We start from the raw sequence: 16,829 nt of genomic DNA on the forward strand, positions 1-16,829 counted from the left end.
AATTTTATATGCGAAAGAGTTTAGACGATCAGAAGTCATCGTCAAGCGAAAATGAATGAAAACTTAATAAAAACCCGCATAAAGCGGGTTTTTGCAATAATTTGATACTAAAAAGAAACTAGACGACTTGTTGAATAATGATATTATCGGCCTTTTGAGTGTACGCTGGCATGCGATGGAAGTTTAAATATCGATACGTATCTGCCGCTGTCGCATTGATTTTAGCTGCATATTCTTGATATTCAGCTAGCGTAGGTAATTTGCCTAAAATAGCCGCTACAGCAGCAAGCTCAGCTGATGCTAGGAATACATTTGCGCCATTCCCCAAACGGTTGGGGAAGTTACGCGTTGAGGTAGATACAACAGTTGCCCTATCTGCCACCCTTGCTTGATTACCCATACAAAGTGAACAGCCCGGCGTTTCTATACGTGCGCCAACACGGCCAAAAATACCGTAATAACCTTCCGCCGTCAGTTGTTCTTTATCCATTTTGGTCGGTGGTGCAACCCATAATTGAGTAGGTATACGACCTGTAAAACCATCAAGCAACTTACCTGCGGCACGAAAGTGTCCAATATTAGTCATACATGACCCAATGAACACTTCGTCGACTTTCTCACCCGTAACATCTGATAATAGCCGTGCATCATCAGGATCATTTGGTGCACACAAAATTGGCTCTTTAATGTCAGCCAAGTCGATTTCTAGTACGTGCTTATATTCTGCATCTGCATCAGCTTCCATCAGATCTTGATTTGCTAACCAATCTTGCATTGCAGTGATACGACGTTCGATTGTACGTACATCGCCATACCCTTCAGAGATCATCCATTTAAGCATTACAATGTTTGATTCTAAGTACTCAGCAATCGACTCTTTAGAAAGCTTAACAGTGCAACCAGCAGCTGAACGTTCTGCGGATGCATCTGAAAGCTCAAACGCTTGCTCAACCGTTAAATGTTCCACTCCTTCAATTTCAAGGATACGACCAGAGAATTCATTGATCTTACCTTTCTTTTCAACCGTTAATAAACCTTGTTTAATACCGTAAAGCGGGATTGCATGCACAAGATCTCGAAGGGTAATACCTGGCTGCATTTCCCCTTTAAAACGAACCAAAACAGACTCAGGCATATCAAGTGGCATAACACCGGTTGCTGCTGCAAAAGCAACCGCACCAGACCCTGCTGGGAAAGAAATACCTAATGGGAACCGAGTGTGTGAATCCCCCCCCGTACCAACTGTATCGGGTAATAGCATACGATTTAGCCAAGAGTGAATTACACCGTCACCTGGGCGGAGTGATACACCGCCACGATTCATAATGAAATCAGGCAAGGTATGGTGAGTATTTACATCAATTGGTTTAGGGTAAGCAGATGTATGACAGAAAGACTGCATGGTTAAATCTGCAGAAAAACCTAAACAGGCTAGATCCTTAAGTTCATCACGCGTCATAGGACCTGTAGTATCTTGTGAACCTACAGTGGTCATTTTAGGCTCACAGTATTGACCTGGGCGAATACCCGCTACGTTACATGCTTTACCAACCATTTTCTGTGCAAGCGTAAAGCCTTTATCAGACAATTCAGTTACTGCTGGTACTTTAAATACGTCTGTTGCACCTAAACCAAGTGAAGTACGTGCCTTATCAGTTAAGCCACGACCAATGATCAATGGAATACGACCACCCGCACGAACTTCATCTAAAATCACTTCAGATTTAAGCTCAAAAGTAGAGATAACCTCATCGGTACCGTGGCGCTTAACAACACCTTCATACGGATAGATATCGATTTGATCACCCATGTTAAGTTTATCAACATTTAACTCAATGGGTAATGCCCCCGAATCTTCCATAGTATTAAAGAAGATTGGCGCAATCTTATTGCCTAAACAGACACCACCAACACGCTTGTTTGGTACAAATGGGATATCATCACCCATAAACCACAGCACAGAGTTAGTTGCAGATTTACGAGAAGAACCAGTACCAACAACATCACCTACGTAAGCAAGTGGTAAGCCCTTAGTTTTTAATTCTTCAAGTTGAGAAATTGGACCAACTCCACCTGGTTTATCTGGTGTAATACCATCACGCTCAATTTTTAGCATGGCTAAAGCATGCAGTGGGATATCTGGACGAGACCATGCATCTGGTGCTGGTGACAAATCATCAGTATTCGTTTCACCCGTTACTTTAAATACCGTCACTGAGATTTTATCTGCAACTGCTGGTTTATTAGTGAACCACTGGGCGTTAGCCCAAGATTCAATAACTTGCTTTGCAAATACGTTACCCGATTTTGCCTTCTCTTCAACATCGTAAAAAGCATCAAACATCAATAAAGTACCGCAAAGACCTTTCATTACAATAGGAGCTAAAGAGTCGTCATCTAGAAGCTCTACCATAGGTTCAATATTGTAACCACCTAACATAGTGCCGAGAAATTCAGCTGCTTTTTCTTTTGATACTAAAGGTGAAAATGCTTCCCCCTTCGCTATAGCTGCTAAAAAACCAGCTTTAATATAAGCCGCATCATCAACCCCCGGTGGCACACGGTTAATTAATAAATCGAGAATAAACTCTTCTTCACCTGCGGGTGGAGTTTTAATGAGCTCAATTAAATCAGCCGTTTGCTGAGCATCTAATGGCGCAGGTACGATACCTAACGCGGCACGCTCTTCTACGTGTTTACGATATTCATGTAGCACAATATTACCCTCTTGGTGACGTCAGAAAACTGATAGATAGTGCGAAAAACGCAAATAAAACCTAATTTGTACCTAGATATGATGGTTAATTATAAAACGTTTAAGTATAGATGAAAATTCAAGCTGCGAAGCAAATCATGATACTCAGTATAAATACGTTGAATGATAAGTGATTTAAATACTCATTTTATTAATGGGTAATGTTGGCGAAAGCAAAGTTGGTGAGCGTCATATTATCAAGTTAGAATGCCCTTTAGTAACTAACTTTAAGTCTTTAAAACTAAAGCGTATCCATTATTAATATCTATAAATGCGTAGATTTTTTATTACAGCTCTTTTGAAACGATTATAATAACCATAAATAGCAGTCAGCTACATAAAATCAATGTGTTATGAACTTTAGTCTTTTCAGGCATAAAAAAACCCAGCATATGCTGGGTTTTAACACTTTGCTATATATTAACGCTTTACTTTTACACGTTCAATAACAGTTACATGCGCTTCAACACGACGGTTTTCAGCATGAGCTGAAGCCGTGTTAGCTTCATTTTTAAGACGCTCTTCACCTAAACCAACAGTGATGATGCGCTCTTTATCGATACCATTTTCGATTAAACGAGCTGCAACAGCGTCAGCACGCTTTTTCGATAACCATTTATTGTAATCAGCTTTACCTACAGATGAAGTATGACCTTCAAGAAGTACTTCAGTGCCTGGGTGCTCATTTAAGAAAGCAACTGCTTTATCAATATCATCTAAATATTGTTCAGATACTTTTGAAGTATTGTTAGGGAAAGTAATTAGTAAGCTCTTAGTTACTTCACGATCTTCGTATAATGTACAGCCAGTGCCATCTACAGCATCAGTCATAGGTGTGTTAGCACATTGATCGTCAGCATCAGGGATGTTGTCATTATCGCTATCAGTCGGAGCTACTGCTACAGGTACTACTGCAGCTGTTGGCGCCGCTTCAACCGGTGCTGATGAACCTTGCTTACCAAAAATGTAGCTAAGACCTAATTTACCAGCAACATCGGTGTAACCACGATCAAGACCTTGGTATAAAGCTGCTTCAGCATTAAACGCGAAGTTGTCTGTGAAATAATGCTGGTAACCAGCACCTACATTAGCGAATGTAAGATTTTCAGAAACATCTAATTGCTTAAGACCAAAAAGACCATAAAAAGGACCGCCGTTAATATGGTAAAGACCATCAATACCTAAACGATCTCCGTCCATGCTGGTTGCAGTCATAGCTGGATCTGAACTCGAAATATCAAAATCCATATCAGCGTATTCTAAACGTGCGCTCCAGTAATCGTTGAAACGGTAACCTAATTCAGCACCCCAACCTGTTGAATCATCAACATTCATGCCATTAGTACCACGGATATTTTCCCATGATGCGTCGTAATAGTCACCAAATGCACCGATAAAGAAGCCTTCTTTTTCGGCTGCAAAACTTGAAGCGCTAGTTGCAGCTAGTGCTATAGCAATAGTAAGTGATTTTAATTTCATTGTTTCCTTCCCATTTTCACAATTAAATTGTAGCTAAGTGACCCTAGCTTAATAAGTTTGACCAGAGTACAAAATCATTTGTTAATCATTACTTAACGAAAACACTTAAATTGTATTTTTATCAATTAAAGCAGTTTTAATAATAAATCGCTGATTTAGTATAGACTAGATAAAAAACTTTATCTAACCAGCATAGTAATTGCATGTTGTAATTACTATGCGTAAAAAAAGTAGTTACATAGAGTATTAGCGATTTATCGACTAAAGTAATGCAAACTTTAAAGTCCATGAGGGCATTATATTGGTTAATTTTAAATCAACAAGTAGAAACCGTATTTATTTTTCAAAAAAATTAATAAATAACAGTCATTAACTAGCCCACAGTAAAAAAACACCATCAAAACTCATGAGAGTTGCTGCTTTTTATAGCAATGCCTCCTATTCCCTGCTGTAAATCAAAAAATAATTCAAAGCAAGTTAACAGCCAGCTATGACAAAATTAAGTACCGCAAAAAGTTTTGTAATGCGCATCGTCTTTAGCTTCTGTATACCAGGTTTCTTTGATTTGCGCTTGATACGGTTTTTGCAACACCTTTAAATACTCACTCAGAGTAGCGCTTTGGCCAGATTGTACAAAGTCATTTAAGATATTTTCTATAATATGATTGCGCGGGATCAATTTAGGATTGTTTTTACGCATAACTTCATAACTACTCCTATTGGTGCGCTGCAACCATAACTTCGACCACTGAGTTAAGGTTGCTGGTATTTCAGCATTATCTTGCAGTGATTCAGTTAACGTATCGAAGGTATTAGTGTAATCAAGCTTTTGGTCTTTTAATATAGCCAACAACTGCGCAACCAACTCACTATCTAAATCCTGATTTCCATCAAGGCCTAGTTTTTCAGCCCACATCTGAGTAAACGCGTGATTAAATTGCTCAGCAAAGTGATTAATTAAAGGGCTTAGTAAAGCAATGGCTTGTTCATCATCTTCGTTGATTAACGGCATTAAGCTCTCAGCTAATCGTGCGCAATTCCAGTTTGCAATATTTGGCTGATTTCCAAAGGCGTAACGGCCTTGGCGGTCGATGGAACTAAATACAGTATCAAAGTCGAACTGATTCATCATCGCACACGGACCATAATCAATAGTTTCACCACTAATAAGTGTATTATCTGTATTCATTACACCGTGAATAAACCCCACCCGCATCCAGCTGATCACAAGTGCGATTTGTTTTTTTATTACTTCACTTAAGAAAGCTAAATAACGCTCAGGGCCTGTGCTTTGTATATAAGGATAGTGTCGCTCAATCGCCAGATCAGCTAAGGCTTTTAAGCCTTCAACATCACCTTGCGTGGCTAAATATTGAAATGATCCTACTCTGATATGGCTTGATGCAACACGAGTCACAATTGCGCCGGGTTGGGGTGGTTGTCTGTAAACGCTTTCACCTGTCGCGACGACTGCTAAACATCGGGTTGTCGGCACGCCTAGCGCGTGCATTGCTTCACTCATTATGTATTCACGTACTGCTGGGCCAATAGCACAACGGCCATCACCACCACGAGAAAACGGTGTCGCCCCAGAGCCTTTTAGCTGGATATCCCAAAGTAATCCACCTTGATCAGCTACAGCCCCAAGTAAATGCGCACGCCCATCTCCTAAGCGAGGCGAAAAATGTCCAAATTGATGGCCTGAATAGCCCAGTGCAACAGGCGCTATGTTTGATATGAGTTGATTTCCACTAAACACGCCAGCTCGTTGTTCAGGGACAACATCAATGGCCAATTGCTTAGCCACAACATCGTTAAATAACAGCAGCGAAGGTTCGCCAACTGGGCTTGGTCTATCGGCTATAGCAAATTGATCTGCGATGTCAGTATAGCGTGATACTAATTTCATAAAATTACCTTTCGCCGCTATTGCGGTTCAGTTGTTTGAATACCCACACGATTATCACCCACGCTATAGGCTACGATTAAGCTTAGCTCCTGTAAACTTAAGTCACTTTGTTGCTGTAGCTCATTAAAAAAAGCTTGTGCGGCAGTGAGGGATTTTTTAGTTTGTAAGCCACCGTCTATAATTTTATGTGCACGCAAGTAGCTTTCTACATCGCGTGAAAGTAAAAACGTATCTTTACCAAGCGTACGTAGTGCATAAGGCCCAGTATTACCACCCAAGCGCGCGCCGTGCTTTTTTAAATATGCCCATAAGCCAATAATGTCGTCTGTAGGCCAATTAGCAATAAACGCACTAAAACTACCGTGTTCACTCGCCACTTCATGAATCATATATGCGTTATCAGCAATGGTTTGTACTTTTTTAAAGTTACGTACAATACGCTCATCACTGGCTTTTTGTTCTAGCATATCTGGTGGCATCATCAGTAGCTTTTCTACATTAAAATCCCAAAACACTTCTCTAAAGCCTGCCCACTTACTATTAATAACAGACCAATAAAAGCCACTTTGAAAAACCTTGCGGGTAAACTCTTCAAGCCAAGCATCATCGGGCAACTTTTTAAGCTGTGCCTGTGAAAGTGGCGCATGCAGCAATTGCGCTAACATCGCTTTACCGCCTTTTCGCTGTGCTGCTCGTTGATAAATATCCTGAAACTTTTCCATTAATTAACTACCCTTGCTTTGTCTATTTGCTAGTGTACGAAAAAAGCAGTTAATACGTAACCTCTCACAAACAAAGATCAATACATCCTGACATACTTAGCCTTGACACCTAGACGGCTAAAATGCTTTAATCACCGACATTACCCCTATTTAAGGTGTGAGTTTACTCGTTTTAAACTCGCACTGTGGGCTAGAAGAGGTGCGTTATTCAGGTAACGTATGTGAGGAGCACACACTCCAATGATCATACGTGAGGGGAATTAACGCCGAGAAGTAACACTTTTTGTGAAGGGTTATTTCGGGCGACTGGGTTGAATCCCAGCGACTGTCACCAACAACAGCTAACGCTGTTGATAAGTTTGGTGGAGAGCTTCTGGTCTTAGCATAATAAGGCCTGCGTGCCTTATTATTTAAGTCCATTCGCTCTTCGAATTTTAATGTTCGAATGATGTAAATGCGGCGCTTTTAACTTCCCCATTGAACTCATCGAACACCTAAGAAGTTCGTTGCAGATGAAAAACAACTTTAATTTAAACGACTATCCGTTATGGACTGCACTCGTCACGCCTTTTACTGATTCAGGCGAAGTCGACTACGTAGTACTTGAACAGCTAGTTGCACAACAACAAGCAGCTAATAATGGCATTTTACTACTTGGTAGTACGGGCGAAGGCTTAGCACTTAGTTTAAAAGAGCAACAAGCCATTATTGAACATGTATGCCAATTAAAGCCTACTGTGCCATTAATGGTTGCCGTTGGCGGTATGAACCTAACCCAACAAATTGCGTGGGTTGAATACTGTAATCAACTCCCTATTCACGGTTATTTACTGGGCTCACCACTTTATGCCAAGCCTGGCGTTGTTGGCCAAACCCACTGGTTCGAAACGCTGCTGAACGCAAGCAATCACCCTTGCATGTTATATAACGTGCCTGGTCGCAGTGCAGTTGATATTCCACCAGCCGTTATTAGCAATTTAAAAGATCATAAAAATTTATGGGCGCTTAAAGAAGCCAGCGGTGATATTGCTAAATTTGAAGGTTTTAGAAAAGCCTCGCCAGAATTAGCGATATTCAGTGGCGATGATGCCCTCATGCCTTATTTTGCCCAAGCCGGAGCAAAAGGCTTAGTCTCTGTTGCCGCAAATGCTTGGCCTACACAAACCCATGAATTTGTAAAACGCAGCCTTAGCGGTCAACACCCCAATCTATTTGCCGATTGGTCGCAAGCAATTCAAAGCTTGTTTGCCGTCGCGAACCCTATTCCCGTAAAAGTTTTGATGCATCTACAAGGGAGACTAAACAGCCCGTATTTGCGCCCACCATTAACTCACTTAGAGTTAACCCAAACAGATTGCATTAACAATGCAAATAACACCATTTTATCTTGGCATTAAACACAGGTTTTTATAATGAGCTGGTTAGAACTATTAAATAATTTAGAATCAGGCGCAGTACGCGCTGCAACACAAGACGCAAGCGGCCAATGGCATGCTAACGTTGAAGTTAAGCAAGGTATCTTAGAGGCGTTTAAAAACGGTACTAACACCGAATTTGCCGGTGGTTTTGTTGATAAACACAACTTAGCACCGCAAGAGTTTACTGCCGAAAATGGCGTTCGTATGGTACCTGGTGGCTCAAGTGTTCGCCGTGGTGCTCACGTAGCTCAAGGCACGATTATCATGCCACCAGCGTACGTAAACATTGGGGCTTTTATTGACGAAGGTACCATGGTTGATAGCCACGCTCTAGTTGGTTCGTGTGCACAAGTTGGTAAAAACGTACATTTAAGTGCTGCTGTGCAACTCGGCGGTGTCCTTGAACCAATTGGTGCAAGCCCTGTAGTCGTTGAAGACGATGCTTTCATCGGCGCAGGTTGTGTAATCGTTGAAGGGGTTGTAGTTAAAAAGGGTGCGGTACTTGCGCCAGGCGTACGTTTGTCAGCAACTATTCCTGTTTATGACTGCGTTAACGAGCGTCAACTTGATAAAGGTGAGCCAATTCCTGAGTATGCCATTGTAATTCCAGGCTCTCGACCTGCTTCGAATGAGTGGGCACGTGAGCAAGGTCTAAGCATGTCATGCGCGTTAATCGTAAAATACCGTGATGAACAAAGTGATGCGTCATTACTACTTGAAGAGGTTTTACGTTAATGACCTTTTTGAGCACGCCAGTTAAAGCCGCCATTGATGAGTTATCAACAAAGCTTGATACACCATTTTTTGTCTACGACCTTGATTCACTCAATGCACACCTTAAGCGTTTAGTGGCACAAACCGAAGTGAAACTTTGGTATGCAGTTAAAGCCAATCCACTGTCTAAAGTAATTCAAAGCTTAGATGGTGCTGGTTTTAACTTTGATGTGGCAAGTAAAGGCGAACTTGAGCAAGTGCTTGCTCAAGGTATTAACAGTGAGCGCGTGCTCAACACTGGGCCTGCTAAAAGCCCAAAACAAATTAAATACTTTATTGAGCGCGGTGTACGTATTTTTGTCGCTGAAAGCCTTAACCAAGTGCGTTGGCTCAATGAACAAGCAACTGCAAAGCAGTGCCAACTACAGGTTTTACTGCGGGTGCAATTACGCTGGCCTGAAGGTGAAAAAAACCCACTAGGGGGCGATAGCCTTACGCCATTTGGCTTAGGCTGCGATGAGTGGCAAGCTCTCAACACGAGTGAATACCCTGCACTTAACTTTAACGGCCTGCATATTTTTCAATGGGGAAATATGCTTAGTAGCGATAAACTCGCCCAGCTTTGGTCACAAATGGTCGCGCCACTACAACAGCTAGCAAGCAATTTAGGTATTCATTTAAAAGTGCTCGATTTAGGCGGTGGTTTAGGTATTCCTTACACACTTGATGCACCAACTCTAAGTTGGGATGCGTTAATCGATGCACTAGCGAAAATTAAACGCGATGCTGGCGTTGATGAGTTATGGATGGAACTTGGTCGTTATGCCGTTGGCGAATGCGGTCATTATGCAACTCCTGTTGTCGAGCGCAAATTAAACTACGGACAACAACAAGTGATTCTTAGTGGTGGCATTAATCATTTATTGCGCCCAGCGGTTACGAGCCAAGATTTCCCTGTGCAATTACTCCGTGACTCAACGGCTGAAAACCAAGCAATGAGCTTATATGGGCCATTATGTACTGCGCTTGACTGCTTAGGTGAGCATCAACTTCCCAATGATTTAAATGAAGATGACTGGCTCGCATTTAGTCAATGCGGTGCTTATGGTTTTACTGAAAGCATGCCCTACTTTTTATGCCACGAGCTTGCCGCTGAATATGTTTTGCACCGTGGCGAATTACAATGTGTTCGCCAAGCTGAAGATGCCAGCTACTATCTAAGGTAATTGAGATGAGTACAACACCAATCAGCCAAGAGAATATAGTCGTTGGCGAAGTTGCCAACGGTTTACCGCTAACAATTCCTGTGTATCGTTTAAAAGGCGATGGCAGCGGACCAAGCGTTTATATACAAGCAAATATGCATGGCGCTGAAGTGCAAGGCAACGCGGTAATTTATCAATTACTTGAGCAACTAAAGCAACTTGACTTAAAAGGCGATATCACTTTAGTGCCCTATGCGAACCCAATTGGCTGTAATCAAAAATCAGGCGAGTTTACTCTTGGTCGCTTTGATCCAATTACTGGCACTAACTGGAACCGTATGTATCATTGCAACAGCCAATTAGCTGCTAAATTTGCAGAGCAATACAGTGATGCCGATGAGCAAACTCTAAAAGCAGTATTTAAATCCGCACTGATAAATGAAGTAGAACAACAGTTAGCCGGGCCAGATTATCGTTTAACTACAGGCAAACGTATTGCGCTTAATTTACAAAAGCTCGCACACCAAGCTGATATTGTACTCGACTTACACACAGGCCCTATTTCTAGCCAGCATTTATATTGCCCAGATTACGCCAAGGCCAGCGCCAACTACTTTAACATCCCCCATGTGTTGTTTATTCCTAACGACTTTGACGGGGCAATGGATGAAGCCAGCTTTTGCCCATGGTGGCAACTAACTGAACAATTAGCAAAGCAAGGCCGTGAGTTTAACGTACAAGTTGAAGCGTTTACTGTTGAATTAGGTAGCCAAGAAAAAAATCGATTTAAGCGCGGCACTTGATGACGCCAACAGTATTTTAAGTTACTTAAATCACAAGCAAGTTTTTGTTGATGCGCCTCATCAACCAAAAGTAATGAAACGCTACGGCTGTAATTTAAATGATTATATGGCTTATTACGCGCCGATGGGCGGTATGGTTGAATATATAGCCCCACTAGGCGGGCATATTAAAGCCGGTGAGCCAATTGCTAAAGTTTTACGCATGGAGCGTTACCTTAATGAGCAGCCATTACAAACACTTACTCTCGATTGTGATGCAATCGCTATTTTACACTTTGCCTCTGCAAGTGTGAATCAAGGTACCGAACTCTACAAATTTTTTACTAACGTATTTGAGCTGTAAGCTCCCCCTTCTCATTGCGTGAGAGTAATATGAGCATAAAGTGCTAATATTGCATTGAAAAAGCGGCTAATGCCGCTTTTTCTCTATAAAGATGATCAAAATTAGTAAATCTGTCGTAACATAAATAATACTTTCTTTAATAGTTAAGTAAAAGTTCACAGTCACTAAGATATAAAACCCTGTATACTTTTTTAACATGTACGTTTATCAAAGGAATAATAATGACTTGGCGCAACGGGATCTTACTAACGACTTTGTTATCAACAAGTGTGTTAGCACAACAAGCTGACACTGAAAAGGCAAATGAGCAAAACAGCGACATTGAATTAGTTAAACAATGTATTTTGAATGAAGCCATTGCCGGCGATGGTGAACAAACGCTTGCTCAACTACGTGAAAGGTGTTCTGCACTCGATGAAAGCAAGCAAATTACAGCACTAGATAAGCGCAAAGCGCGTGAAGAAGTCAGTAAAAAAAATCGCAATGTAATTACACCCCATAAACGAAACTATATATTACCTTTATCTTATGTTTCAAATCCTAATGTTCGTCCCTTTAGTGGTTTAAGTGAGCTGTCGGATGAGCCTGATGGTGAGTCTTTAGATAATCTAGAGGTTAAATATCAACTTTCGATTAAAGTACCACTTTACGATAACTTTGCAGATGAAGATCAAGCCGTGTTTTTTGGCTTTACCTTGCAATCTTTTTTGGCAATTTTATAATAACGACATATCATCCCCCTTTCGCGAAACCAATTACGAACCAGAAATTTTTTGGGTTAATTATTTAGACCCTGAAAATGTACTTTGGGGTGATGAAATGGCAGTTTCATTGGGCTTTGTGCATCAATCAAATGGCCGTAGCCAGCCCAATTCTCGTTCATGGAACCGTATTTACGCTAATTTCATTTGGGAAAATGAAGGCTTTGTATTTAGCTTTAAACCTTGGTACCGCATTCCTGAAGATAAAAAAGAAGACCCCATGGAAGCCAAAGGTGATGATAACCCTGATATTTATAAATACATGGGCTATTTTGAATTTAGTGGTGCTTATCGCTATGAAGATCATGAGTTTAGTTTTATGACGCGCAATAACTTAAACTCTGATAACCGTGGTGCTATTCAGCTAGATTGGTCTTTCCCATTGTGGGGGCGATTACGAGGTTATGCACAGTATTTTAACGGATATGGTGAAAGCTTAATTGATTATAATGCAGATATCGAACGTATTGGTGTAGGTATATTACTAACCGACCTGCTCTGACACTTATAATTTTATATAGCAAAAAGCCAAGCACTGCTTGGCTCTTTAATCTATCTAATACAATACATTTTATTTTTTTACAACAAATGTACCTTCAAACTCAGCGACTAGTGCTTCACCATCATAGATTTCTACAGGCACTTGATAACTCGCTTTACCTTCTGTTTCGAGCTCGCTCAATTTACCTTTGCAACCACTTAAATCGACACTGCCGCGAGGATCATTATTGAGTGGTTTTAGGTATTTTATGTTTGCATCCGCAAGCACAATATTTCCTTCAAAACCCGCTTCTCTAAGCGCTAAGTAAGTCGCCCCCCAACCTGTTAACGTCGCTAAACTATAAATAGAGCCCGCAAACATGGTGTTATGTAAATTCAAATTAGCATCTAAATCGGCAATAGTGGTAAATTGCCAATCAGTATAACTTTCAACTTTTATACCCATTGCATCACTAATTGGAATTGATTCACGCCAAATATTTTGTAGCACTTGGGTCCAATTAGGGTGGCGAAACCAACCTGGTTCTGATGGCTTTTGCTTGATCATTTTAAAGTGCTGTACATCATCGTAAGCTAAATGTGCTTTTTCTTTTAGCTCATAGCCATGACGCTGGTAAAACTCTAATGCACGTTCACGAGCAAATAACACAAGTTCATCTGCATCTTGTGTCCATGCTATTTTTTCAAGTTCGTGTAGTAGTCGGCTGCCAATGTGTTGATTACGATTTCCTTCTGCAACCGCCATATAGCGTACTTGCGCTTGTTGTTGGTTATTAAAGTGCAAACGCGCGACGCCTAAGACTTCGCCGACCTTGTTTTTAATAAAGCGGTGTTCAGCATCTTGTTCCAAATCATCTTGCTCAGAACCTCTGGGCTGATCCCAAGGTGCGCGCAATACTTGCCAACGTAATTGATAATAAGCTTGCCAATCTTCACTACTTTGCGGGGTAGTTACCTGAAACATACTCTCTCCTGCCGTACAAATACCACGTTACTTTAATGCGCAGTGGTTAAATAAAACAATTTGGTTCTTTATTATTGCAAACTACCATACGCTATCTTTTAAAAACTTGGAATACGACTTTGGTGAGCACCTGTTTTTACTGTAAAATTTGCACAACAGGCTGGCGCTTTATGTTGACTCGTCTAAGCTACTTATATGGAAAATTTAATTGCAGGCTCCGGCGCCGTAAAGCATAGCTTTATTGAAGACTGCCACCGCATCGGACAGCTTATATATTGGCATAAACATGGCTCTGACAGCATTCAAGTACGCCAGCACAAGCAATTTCGCTGGCTACTGATAAATGAGACGTTACAATCTGTAGTTGAAAAAAGCCGCCCGAGTCATCTGTTGTTCCCACATTTGCAGCATTTAGCCTGTTTGTGGCAACCTTTACCTGCGCCCCAAACAGTTCTTGAGCTTGGTCTGGGCGCAGGGGCTATTCGTAACTATCTGCAACATGTTTATCCTGACAGCCAACTCATGTCGGTGGAGAAAAACCCAAGTATCATTCATTGCTATAAGCGTTTTTTTGGCGGCGATCATGCCACTAATTTACGCTGTTTTGACGCACAAGAAGTATTAGATCAAGGCCAAGAGTATGATTGGATTATCCTTGACCTATTTAGTCAACTCGATGCACCGGGCTTTTTATATAAACATCTTTTTTATCAAAAAGTGCGTAACGCGCTGTCAGCAGATGGCTATTTATTTATTAACTTCTTATCTGCCCATGAGTCCCAACTTAAGCAATTGGAACATTTACTGATCACAACCTTTGGTAAAATACCCAGTATCGAAAAAATACCGGGATACACCAATCATATTGTCATGATCAAAAAATAGTTTATACGTTTAAATTAAAGGTTACAGGCCCATCGTTGCATAAACTTACTTGCATATCAGATGCAAACTGGCCTGTTGCCACCTTTAATCCCTGTTCTTTCGCTTGACTCACAAAGTACTCATATAATTCATTTGCTTGCTGGGGAGCCGCGGCTGATGAGAAACTTGGGCGCATACCTTTTTTGGTATCGGCAGCAAGCGTAAATTGTGATACGACTAGTAACTCGCCTTTGATATCACGCAAGCTCAAATTCATTTTGTCGTTTTCATCACTAAAAATACGGTAATTACTCACCTTGTGTAATAGTTTTTCCGCGCTTGCAGTATCATCTTGCTTTTCAACACCGAGTAACAATAAAATACCTTGCCCTATTTGCCCTATTACTTGCCCATTAACTTCGACTTTAGCGTGCTTAACGCGTTGTATTAGCCCTTGCATTGATCCCTCGATAATTTGATATACATATGATCGGCTGCTCGCCGTACTGCTGATAAATATACCTGACTATCAACACCATGCCCAATTTCATCCAGCACTAATAACTGCGCATGTAGTTGCTTAGCAAACTTTTGTATCGCGCTAAAGCGGCACACTAAGTCATGTCTACCGTGAATAAACCAAATAGGAATGTGTGCCAATTTCTGGCTATTGTTCAATATAAACTGCTCTTCTATAAAACATTGAGCGCTAAAATAATGCACCATCAGCCGCGCCATATTTAAACCATGTTGCGGACAGTTTAACGTCCAATCGGGACAATCTCGGCTCTGCGATAACACTGACTCCCACTGACACCATAACTTTGCATAATGGCTCGCACTAATCTGATCATCAACATTAAGTTGCTGTTGATAGAGCGCGAGTATACTTTTAACGTCAGCTTGCTTTTGTGCAAACTGCTCATACAGCTCAGGGTAAAATTGTGCCCCCGCACCGTCAGCGCCATATATCCATTGCAGATCAGAGTTTGTTGCTAAAAACGTACCTCGTAATAATAAACTAGCCACGTTTTTATGATGTTTTATCGCGTAGAGTAAACAAATAGTCGCGCCCCATGATGCGCCACATAATGACCATTTTCCTATCCCTAAAGATTGCCTTAAGTACTCTAAGTCAGCTATTAAATAATCCGTATTATTGGTCGTTAATTGATATGGTGAGGATAAACCGCATCCGCGTTGACTATATAAAATAATACGATAACGGTTAGGATCAAAAAAGCGGCAATTATCACTGTGTAGGCCAAGCCCGGGCCCACCATGGCAAATTACAACCGGCAAACCTGAAGGCTCACCGTACTCTTGTACATGAAGCTGATGCCCCTCACCCACACTTAGATGAAAGTCATGATAAGGGGTAATACTTGGATACAACTGCATAACACTGACTCCTACCAATCAGTGGTGCAGCTATTTACTGTTTTAAAGTCTCTTCATTATCTAAGATATTATCTGGCATATCTTCAACAACATGAGGGCTTATACATACAGTAAACTCTGCACCTAGTAATACCACTGTCCAAGAAAGGTACACCCAAACAAATAAAATGGGAATTGTTGCCACCGCTCCATAAATTAATTCATAAGATGGAAAGTGACTAATATACAAAGCAAACCCTTTTTTGGTTAGCTCAAACAAAACAGCTGCAAAAATAGCTCCAGGGATTGCCGCCTTAAATGGAACGCGTGTGTTTGGAACTAAAGTATAGAGCAAAATAAAGCCGGCCATTGAAATTATAAAGGGTAAAAGTTTTATCAAAAAGCCACTAAAACCAGGAATGCCTTGATCTGCAAATGAAACTAAAGACACAATATACGAAGATATACCGATACTCGCCCCTAATAAAACGGGACCGAGTGTCAAAATCATCCAATATACAGATAAAGAAATCATCAAAGGACGTTTCTTCTTAATCCGCCAAATACGGTTAAGTGTAGCATCAACATTTTTCATCAATAAAAGCGCTATTGCTGCTAAAAAGCTAACCCCCACGGCAGTCATTTGGTTTGCATTACCAGCAAATGAGCTAATATGCTCTTTAATTACATCGGATGATGTTGGCACAAAGTTGGTAAATAAAAAGTTTTCAATCGCAATTCGCGTTTCTTCAAAACCAGGAAAAGCGGAAAAAATAGCAACCGCTACGGCGATTAATGGCACCAATGAAAGTAACGTAACATAAGCTAAATAACCAGCGTTAACAGTGATTTGATCATCAATACAACGATTGAAATATTGCATCCACCAGCTTGGTTGTTGGCGTAGAAATGAGCCAACCTGTTGCTTAAAATGTGCTACCTTTTCATTCATGGTTTTAACTTTCTGCTAAAATTGTTTTGATTATCATAGCAATCCACCACATAATTTAA

The 16,829-nt window shown here is 40.9% G+C and carries 12 protein-coding genes, 2 pseudogenes and 1 riboswitch; of the genes and pseudogenes, 6 read left to right on the plus strand and 8 right to left on the minus strand.

Going from position 1 to position 16,829, the window contains the following annotated elements; all coding sequences use genetic code 11:
- Window positions 1–118: 118 nt before the first annotated feature.
- The 4 genes from acnB to ACU8V8_RS15065 form a co-directional block, all read right to left on the minus strand.
- Window positions 119–2,716 carry a bifunctional aconitate hydratase 2/2-methylisocitrate dehydratase gene (acnB, locus tag ACU8V8_RS15050; protein WP_446888031.1) on the minus strand — a complete coding sequence of 866 codons (2,598 nt, stop codon included), beginning with the start codon at window positions 2,714–2,716 and terminating at the stop codon, window positions 119–121.
- 459 nt (window positions 2,717–3,175) lie between these two features.
- Window positions 3,176–4,234 carry an OmpA family protein gene (locus tag ACU8V8_RS15055; RefSeq protein WP_446888032.1) on the minus strand — a complete coding sequence of 353 codons (1,059 nt, stop codon included), beginning with the start codon at window positions 4,232–4,234 and terminating at the stop codon, window positions 3,176–3,178.
- 499 nt (window positions 4,235–4,733) lie between these two features.
- The gene (locus ACU8V8_RS15060) at window positions 4,734–6,143 is read right to left on the minus strand and encodes a protein adenylyltransferase SelO (RefSeq protein WP_446888033.1); all 1,410 of its coding nucleotides are present in this window, start codon (window positions 6,141–6,143) and stop codon (window positions 4,734–4,736) included.
- A 17-nt stretch (window positions 6,144–6,160) separates the two neighbouring features.
- A complete protein-coding gene (locus tag ACU8V8_RS15065) occupies window positions 6,161–6,865 on the minus strand; it encodes a DNA-3-methyladenine glycosylase I (protein ID WP_446888034.1) in 705 nt (234 codons plus the stop codon).
- Window positions 6,866–7,051: 186 nt separating this feature from the next.
- Window positions 7,052–7,246, plus strand: a riboswitch (Lysine riboswitch).
- A gap of 131 nt (window positions 7,247–7,377) precedes the next feature.
- On the opposite strand from ACU8V8_RS15065, the gene dapA reads away from it, so the two are divergent.
- The 5 genes and pseudogenes from dapA (at window position 7,378) to ACU8V8_RS15090 (ending at window position 12,611) form a co-directional block, all read left to right on the plus strand.
- A complete protein-coding gene (gene dapA / locus ACU8V8_RS15070; protein WP_446888035.1) occupies window positions 7,378–8,262 on the plus strand; it encodes a 4-hydroxy-tetrahydrodipicolinate synthase in 885 nt (294 codons plus the stop codon).
- A gap of 15 nt (window positions 8,263–8,277) precedes the next feature.
- Complete coding sequence (locus tag ACU8V8_RS15075; RefSeq protein WP_446888036.1) at window positions 8,278–9,018, plus strand: 2,3,4,5-tetrahydropyridine-2,6-dicarboxylate N-succinyltransferase; 741 nt, start codon at window positions 8,278–8,280, stop codon at window positions 9,016–9,018.
- Window positions 9,018–10,223 carry a PLP-dependent decarboxylase gene (locus ACU8V8_RS15080; RefSeq protein WP_446888037.1) on the plus strand — a complete coding sequence of 402 codons (1,206 nt, stop codon included), beginning with the start codon at window positions 9,018–9,020 and terminating at the stop codon, window positions 10,221–10,223. The genes ACU8V8_RS15075 and ACU8V8_RS15080 overlap by 1 nt, the downstream gene beginning before the upstream one ends.
- A 5-nt stretch (window positions 10,224–10,228) precedes the next feature.
- Window positions 10,229–11,348, plus strand: a pseudogene (locus ACU8V8_RS15085) (succinylglutamate desuccinylase/aspartoacylase family protein).
- Window positions 11,349–11,569: 221 nt separating this feature from the next.
- Window positions 11,570–12,611: pseudogene (locus ACU8V8_RS15090) on the plus strand (phospholipase A).
- Between the two features lie 69 nt (window positions 12,612–12,680).
- On the opposite strand, the gene ACU8V8_RS15095 reads toward ACU8V8_RS15090, so the two are convergent.
- Entirely contained in the window at window positions 12,681–13,574 is an 894-nt protein-coding gene (locus tag ACU8V8_RS15095; protein WP_446888038.1) for a bifunctional GNAT family N-acetyltransferase/hotdog fold thioesterase, read from the minus strand.
- 195 nt (window positions 13,575–13,769) lie between these two features.
- On the opposite strand from ACU8V8_RS15095, the gene ACU8V8_RS15100 reads away from it, so the two are divergent.
- The gene (locus ACU8V8_RS15100; protein ID WP_446888039.1) at window positions 13,770–14,459 is read left to right on the plus strand and encodes a spermidine synthase; all 690 of its coding nucleotides are present in this window, start codon (window positions 13,770–13,772) and stop codon (window positions 14,457–14,459) included.
- Window position 14,460: 1 nt separating this feature from the next.
- Here ACU8V8_RS15100 and dtd read toward each other — a convergent pair whose 3' ends face one another.
- Genes dtd through ACU8V8_RS15115 form a run of 3 tightly spaced genes read right to left on the minus strand, consistent with a single transcriptional unit; the run spans window position 14,461 to window position 16,770 of the window.
- Window positions 14,461–14,898 carry a D-aminoacyl-tRNA deacylase gene (dtd, locus tag ACU8V8_RS15105; RefSeq protein WP_087532757.1) on the minus strand — a complete coding sequence of 146 codons (438 nt, stop codon included), beginning with the start codon at window positions 14,896–14,898 and terminating at the stop codon, window positions 14,461–14,463.
- Complete coding sequence (locus ACU8V8_RS15110; protein WP_446888040.1) at window positions 14,886–15,839, minus strand: alpha/beta fold hydrolase; 954 nt, start codon at window positions 15,837–15,839, stop codon at window positions 14,886–14,888. The genes dtd and ACU8V8_RS15110 overlap by 13 nt, the downstream gene beginning before the upstream one ends.
- Before the next feature lie 34 nt (window positions 15,840–15,873).
- On the minus strand, window positions 15,874–16,770 hold the full coding sequence (locus tag ACU8V8_RS15115; RefSeq protein ID WP_446888041.1) for a virulence factor BrkB family protein: 897 nt from the start codon (window positions 16,768–16,770) through the stop codon (window positions 15,874–15,876).
- Window positions 16,771–16,829 lie beyond the last annotated feature (59 nt).

It is taken from the genome of Pseudoalteromonas sp. SaAl2, from assembly GCF_052947895.1.

Bases quoted from the DNA above. Each gene is read 5' to 3' on its own strand.
- ACU8V8_RS15055 (WP_446888032.1), bottom strand. From the start codon at position 4,234: ATGAAATTAAAATCACTTACTATTGCTATAGCACTAGCTGCAACTAGC.
- ACU8V8_RS15060 (WP_446888033.1), bottom strand. From the start codon at position 6,143: ATGAAATTAGTATCACGCTATACTGACATCGCAGATCAATTTGCTATA.
- ACU8V8_RS15065 (WP_446888034.1), bottom strand. From the start codon at position 6,865: ATGGAAAAGTTTCAGGATATTTATCAACGAGCAGCACAGCGAAAAGGC.
- dapA (WP_446888035.1), top strand. From the start codon at position 7,378: ATGAAAAACAACTTTAATTTAAACGACTATCCGTTATGGACTGCACTC.
- ACU8V8_RS15075 (WP_446888036.1), top strand. From the start codon at position 8,278: ATGAGCTGGTTAGAACTATTAAATAATTTAGAATCAGGCGCAGTACGC.
- ACU8V8_RS15080 (WP_446888037.1), top strand. From the start codon at position 9,018: ATGACCTTTTTGAGCACGCCAGTTAAAGCCGCCATTGATGAGTTATCA.
- ACU8V8_RS15095 (WP_446888038.1), bottom strand. From the start codon at position 13,574: ATGTTTCAGGTAACTACCCCGCAAAGTAGTGAAGATTGGCAAGCTTAT.
- ACU8V8_RS15100 (WP_446888039.1), top strand. From the start codon at position 13,770: ATGGAAAATTTAATTGCAGGCTCCGGCGCCGTAAAGCATAGCTTTATT.
- dtd (WP_087532757.1), bottom strand. From the start codon at position 14,898: ATGCAAGGGCTAATACAACGCGTTAAGCACGCTAAAGTCGAAGTTAAT.
- ACU8V8_RS15110 (WP_446888040.1), bottom strand. From the start codon at position 15,839: ATGCAGTTGTATCCAAGTATTACCCCTTATCATGACTTTCATCTAAGT.
- ACU8V8_RS15115 (WP_446888041.1), bottom strand. From the start codon at position 16,770: ATGAATGAAAAGGTAGCACATTTTAAGCAACAGGTTGGCTCATTTCTA.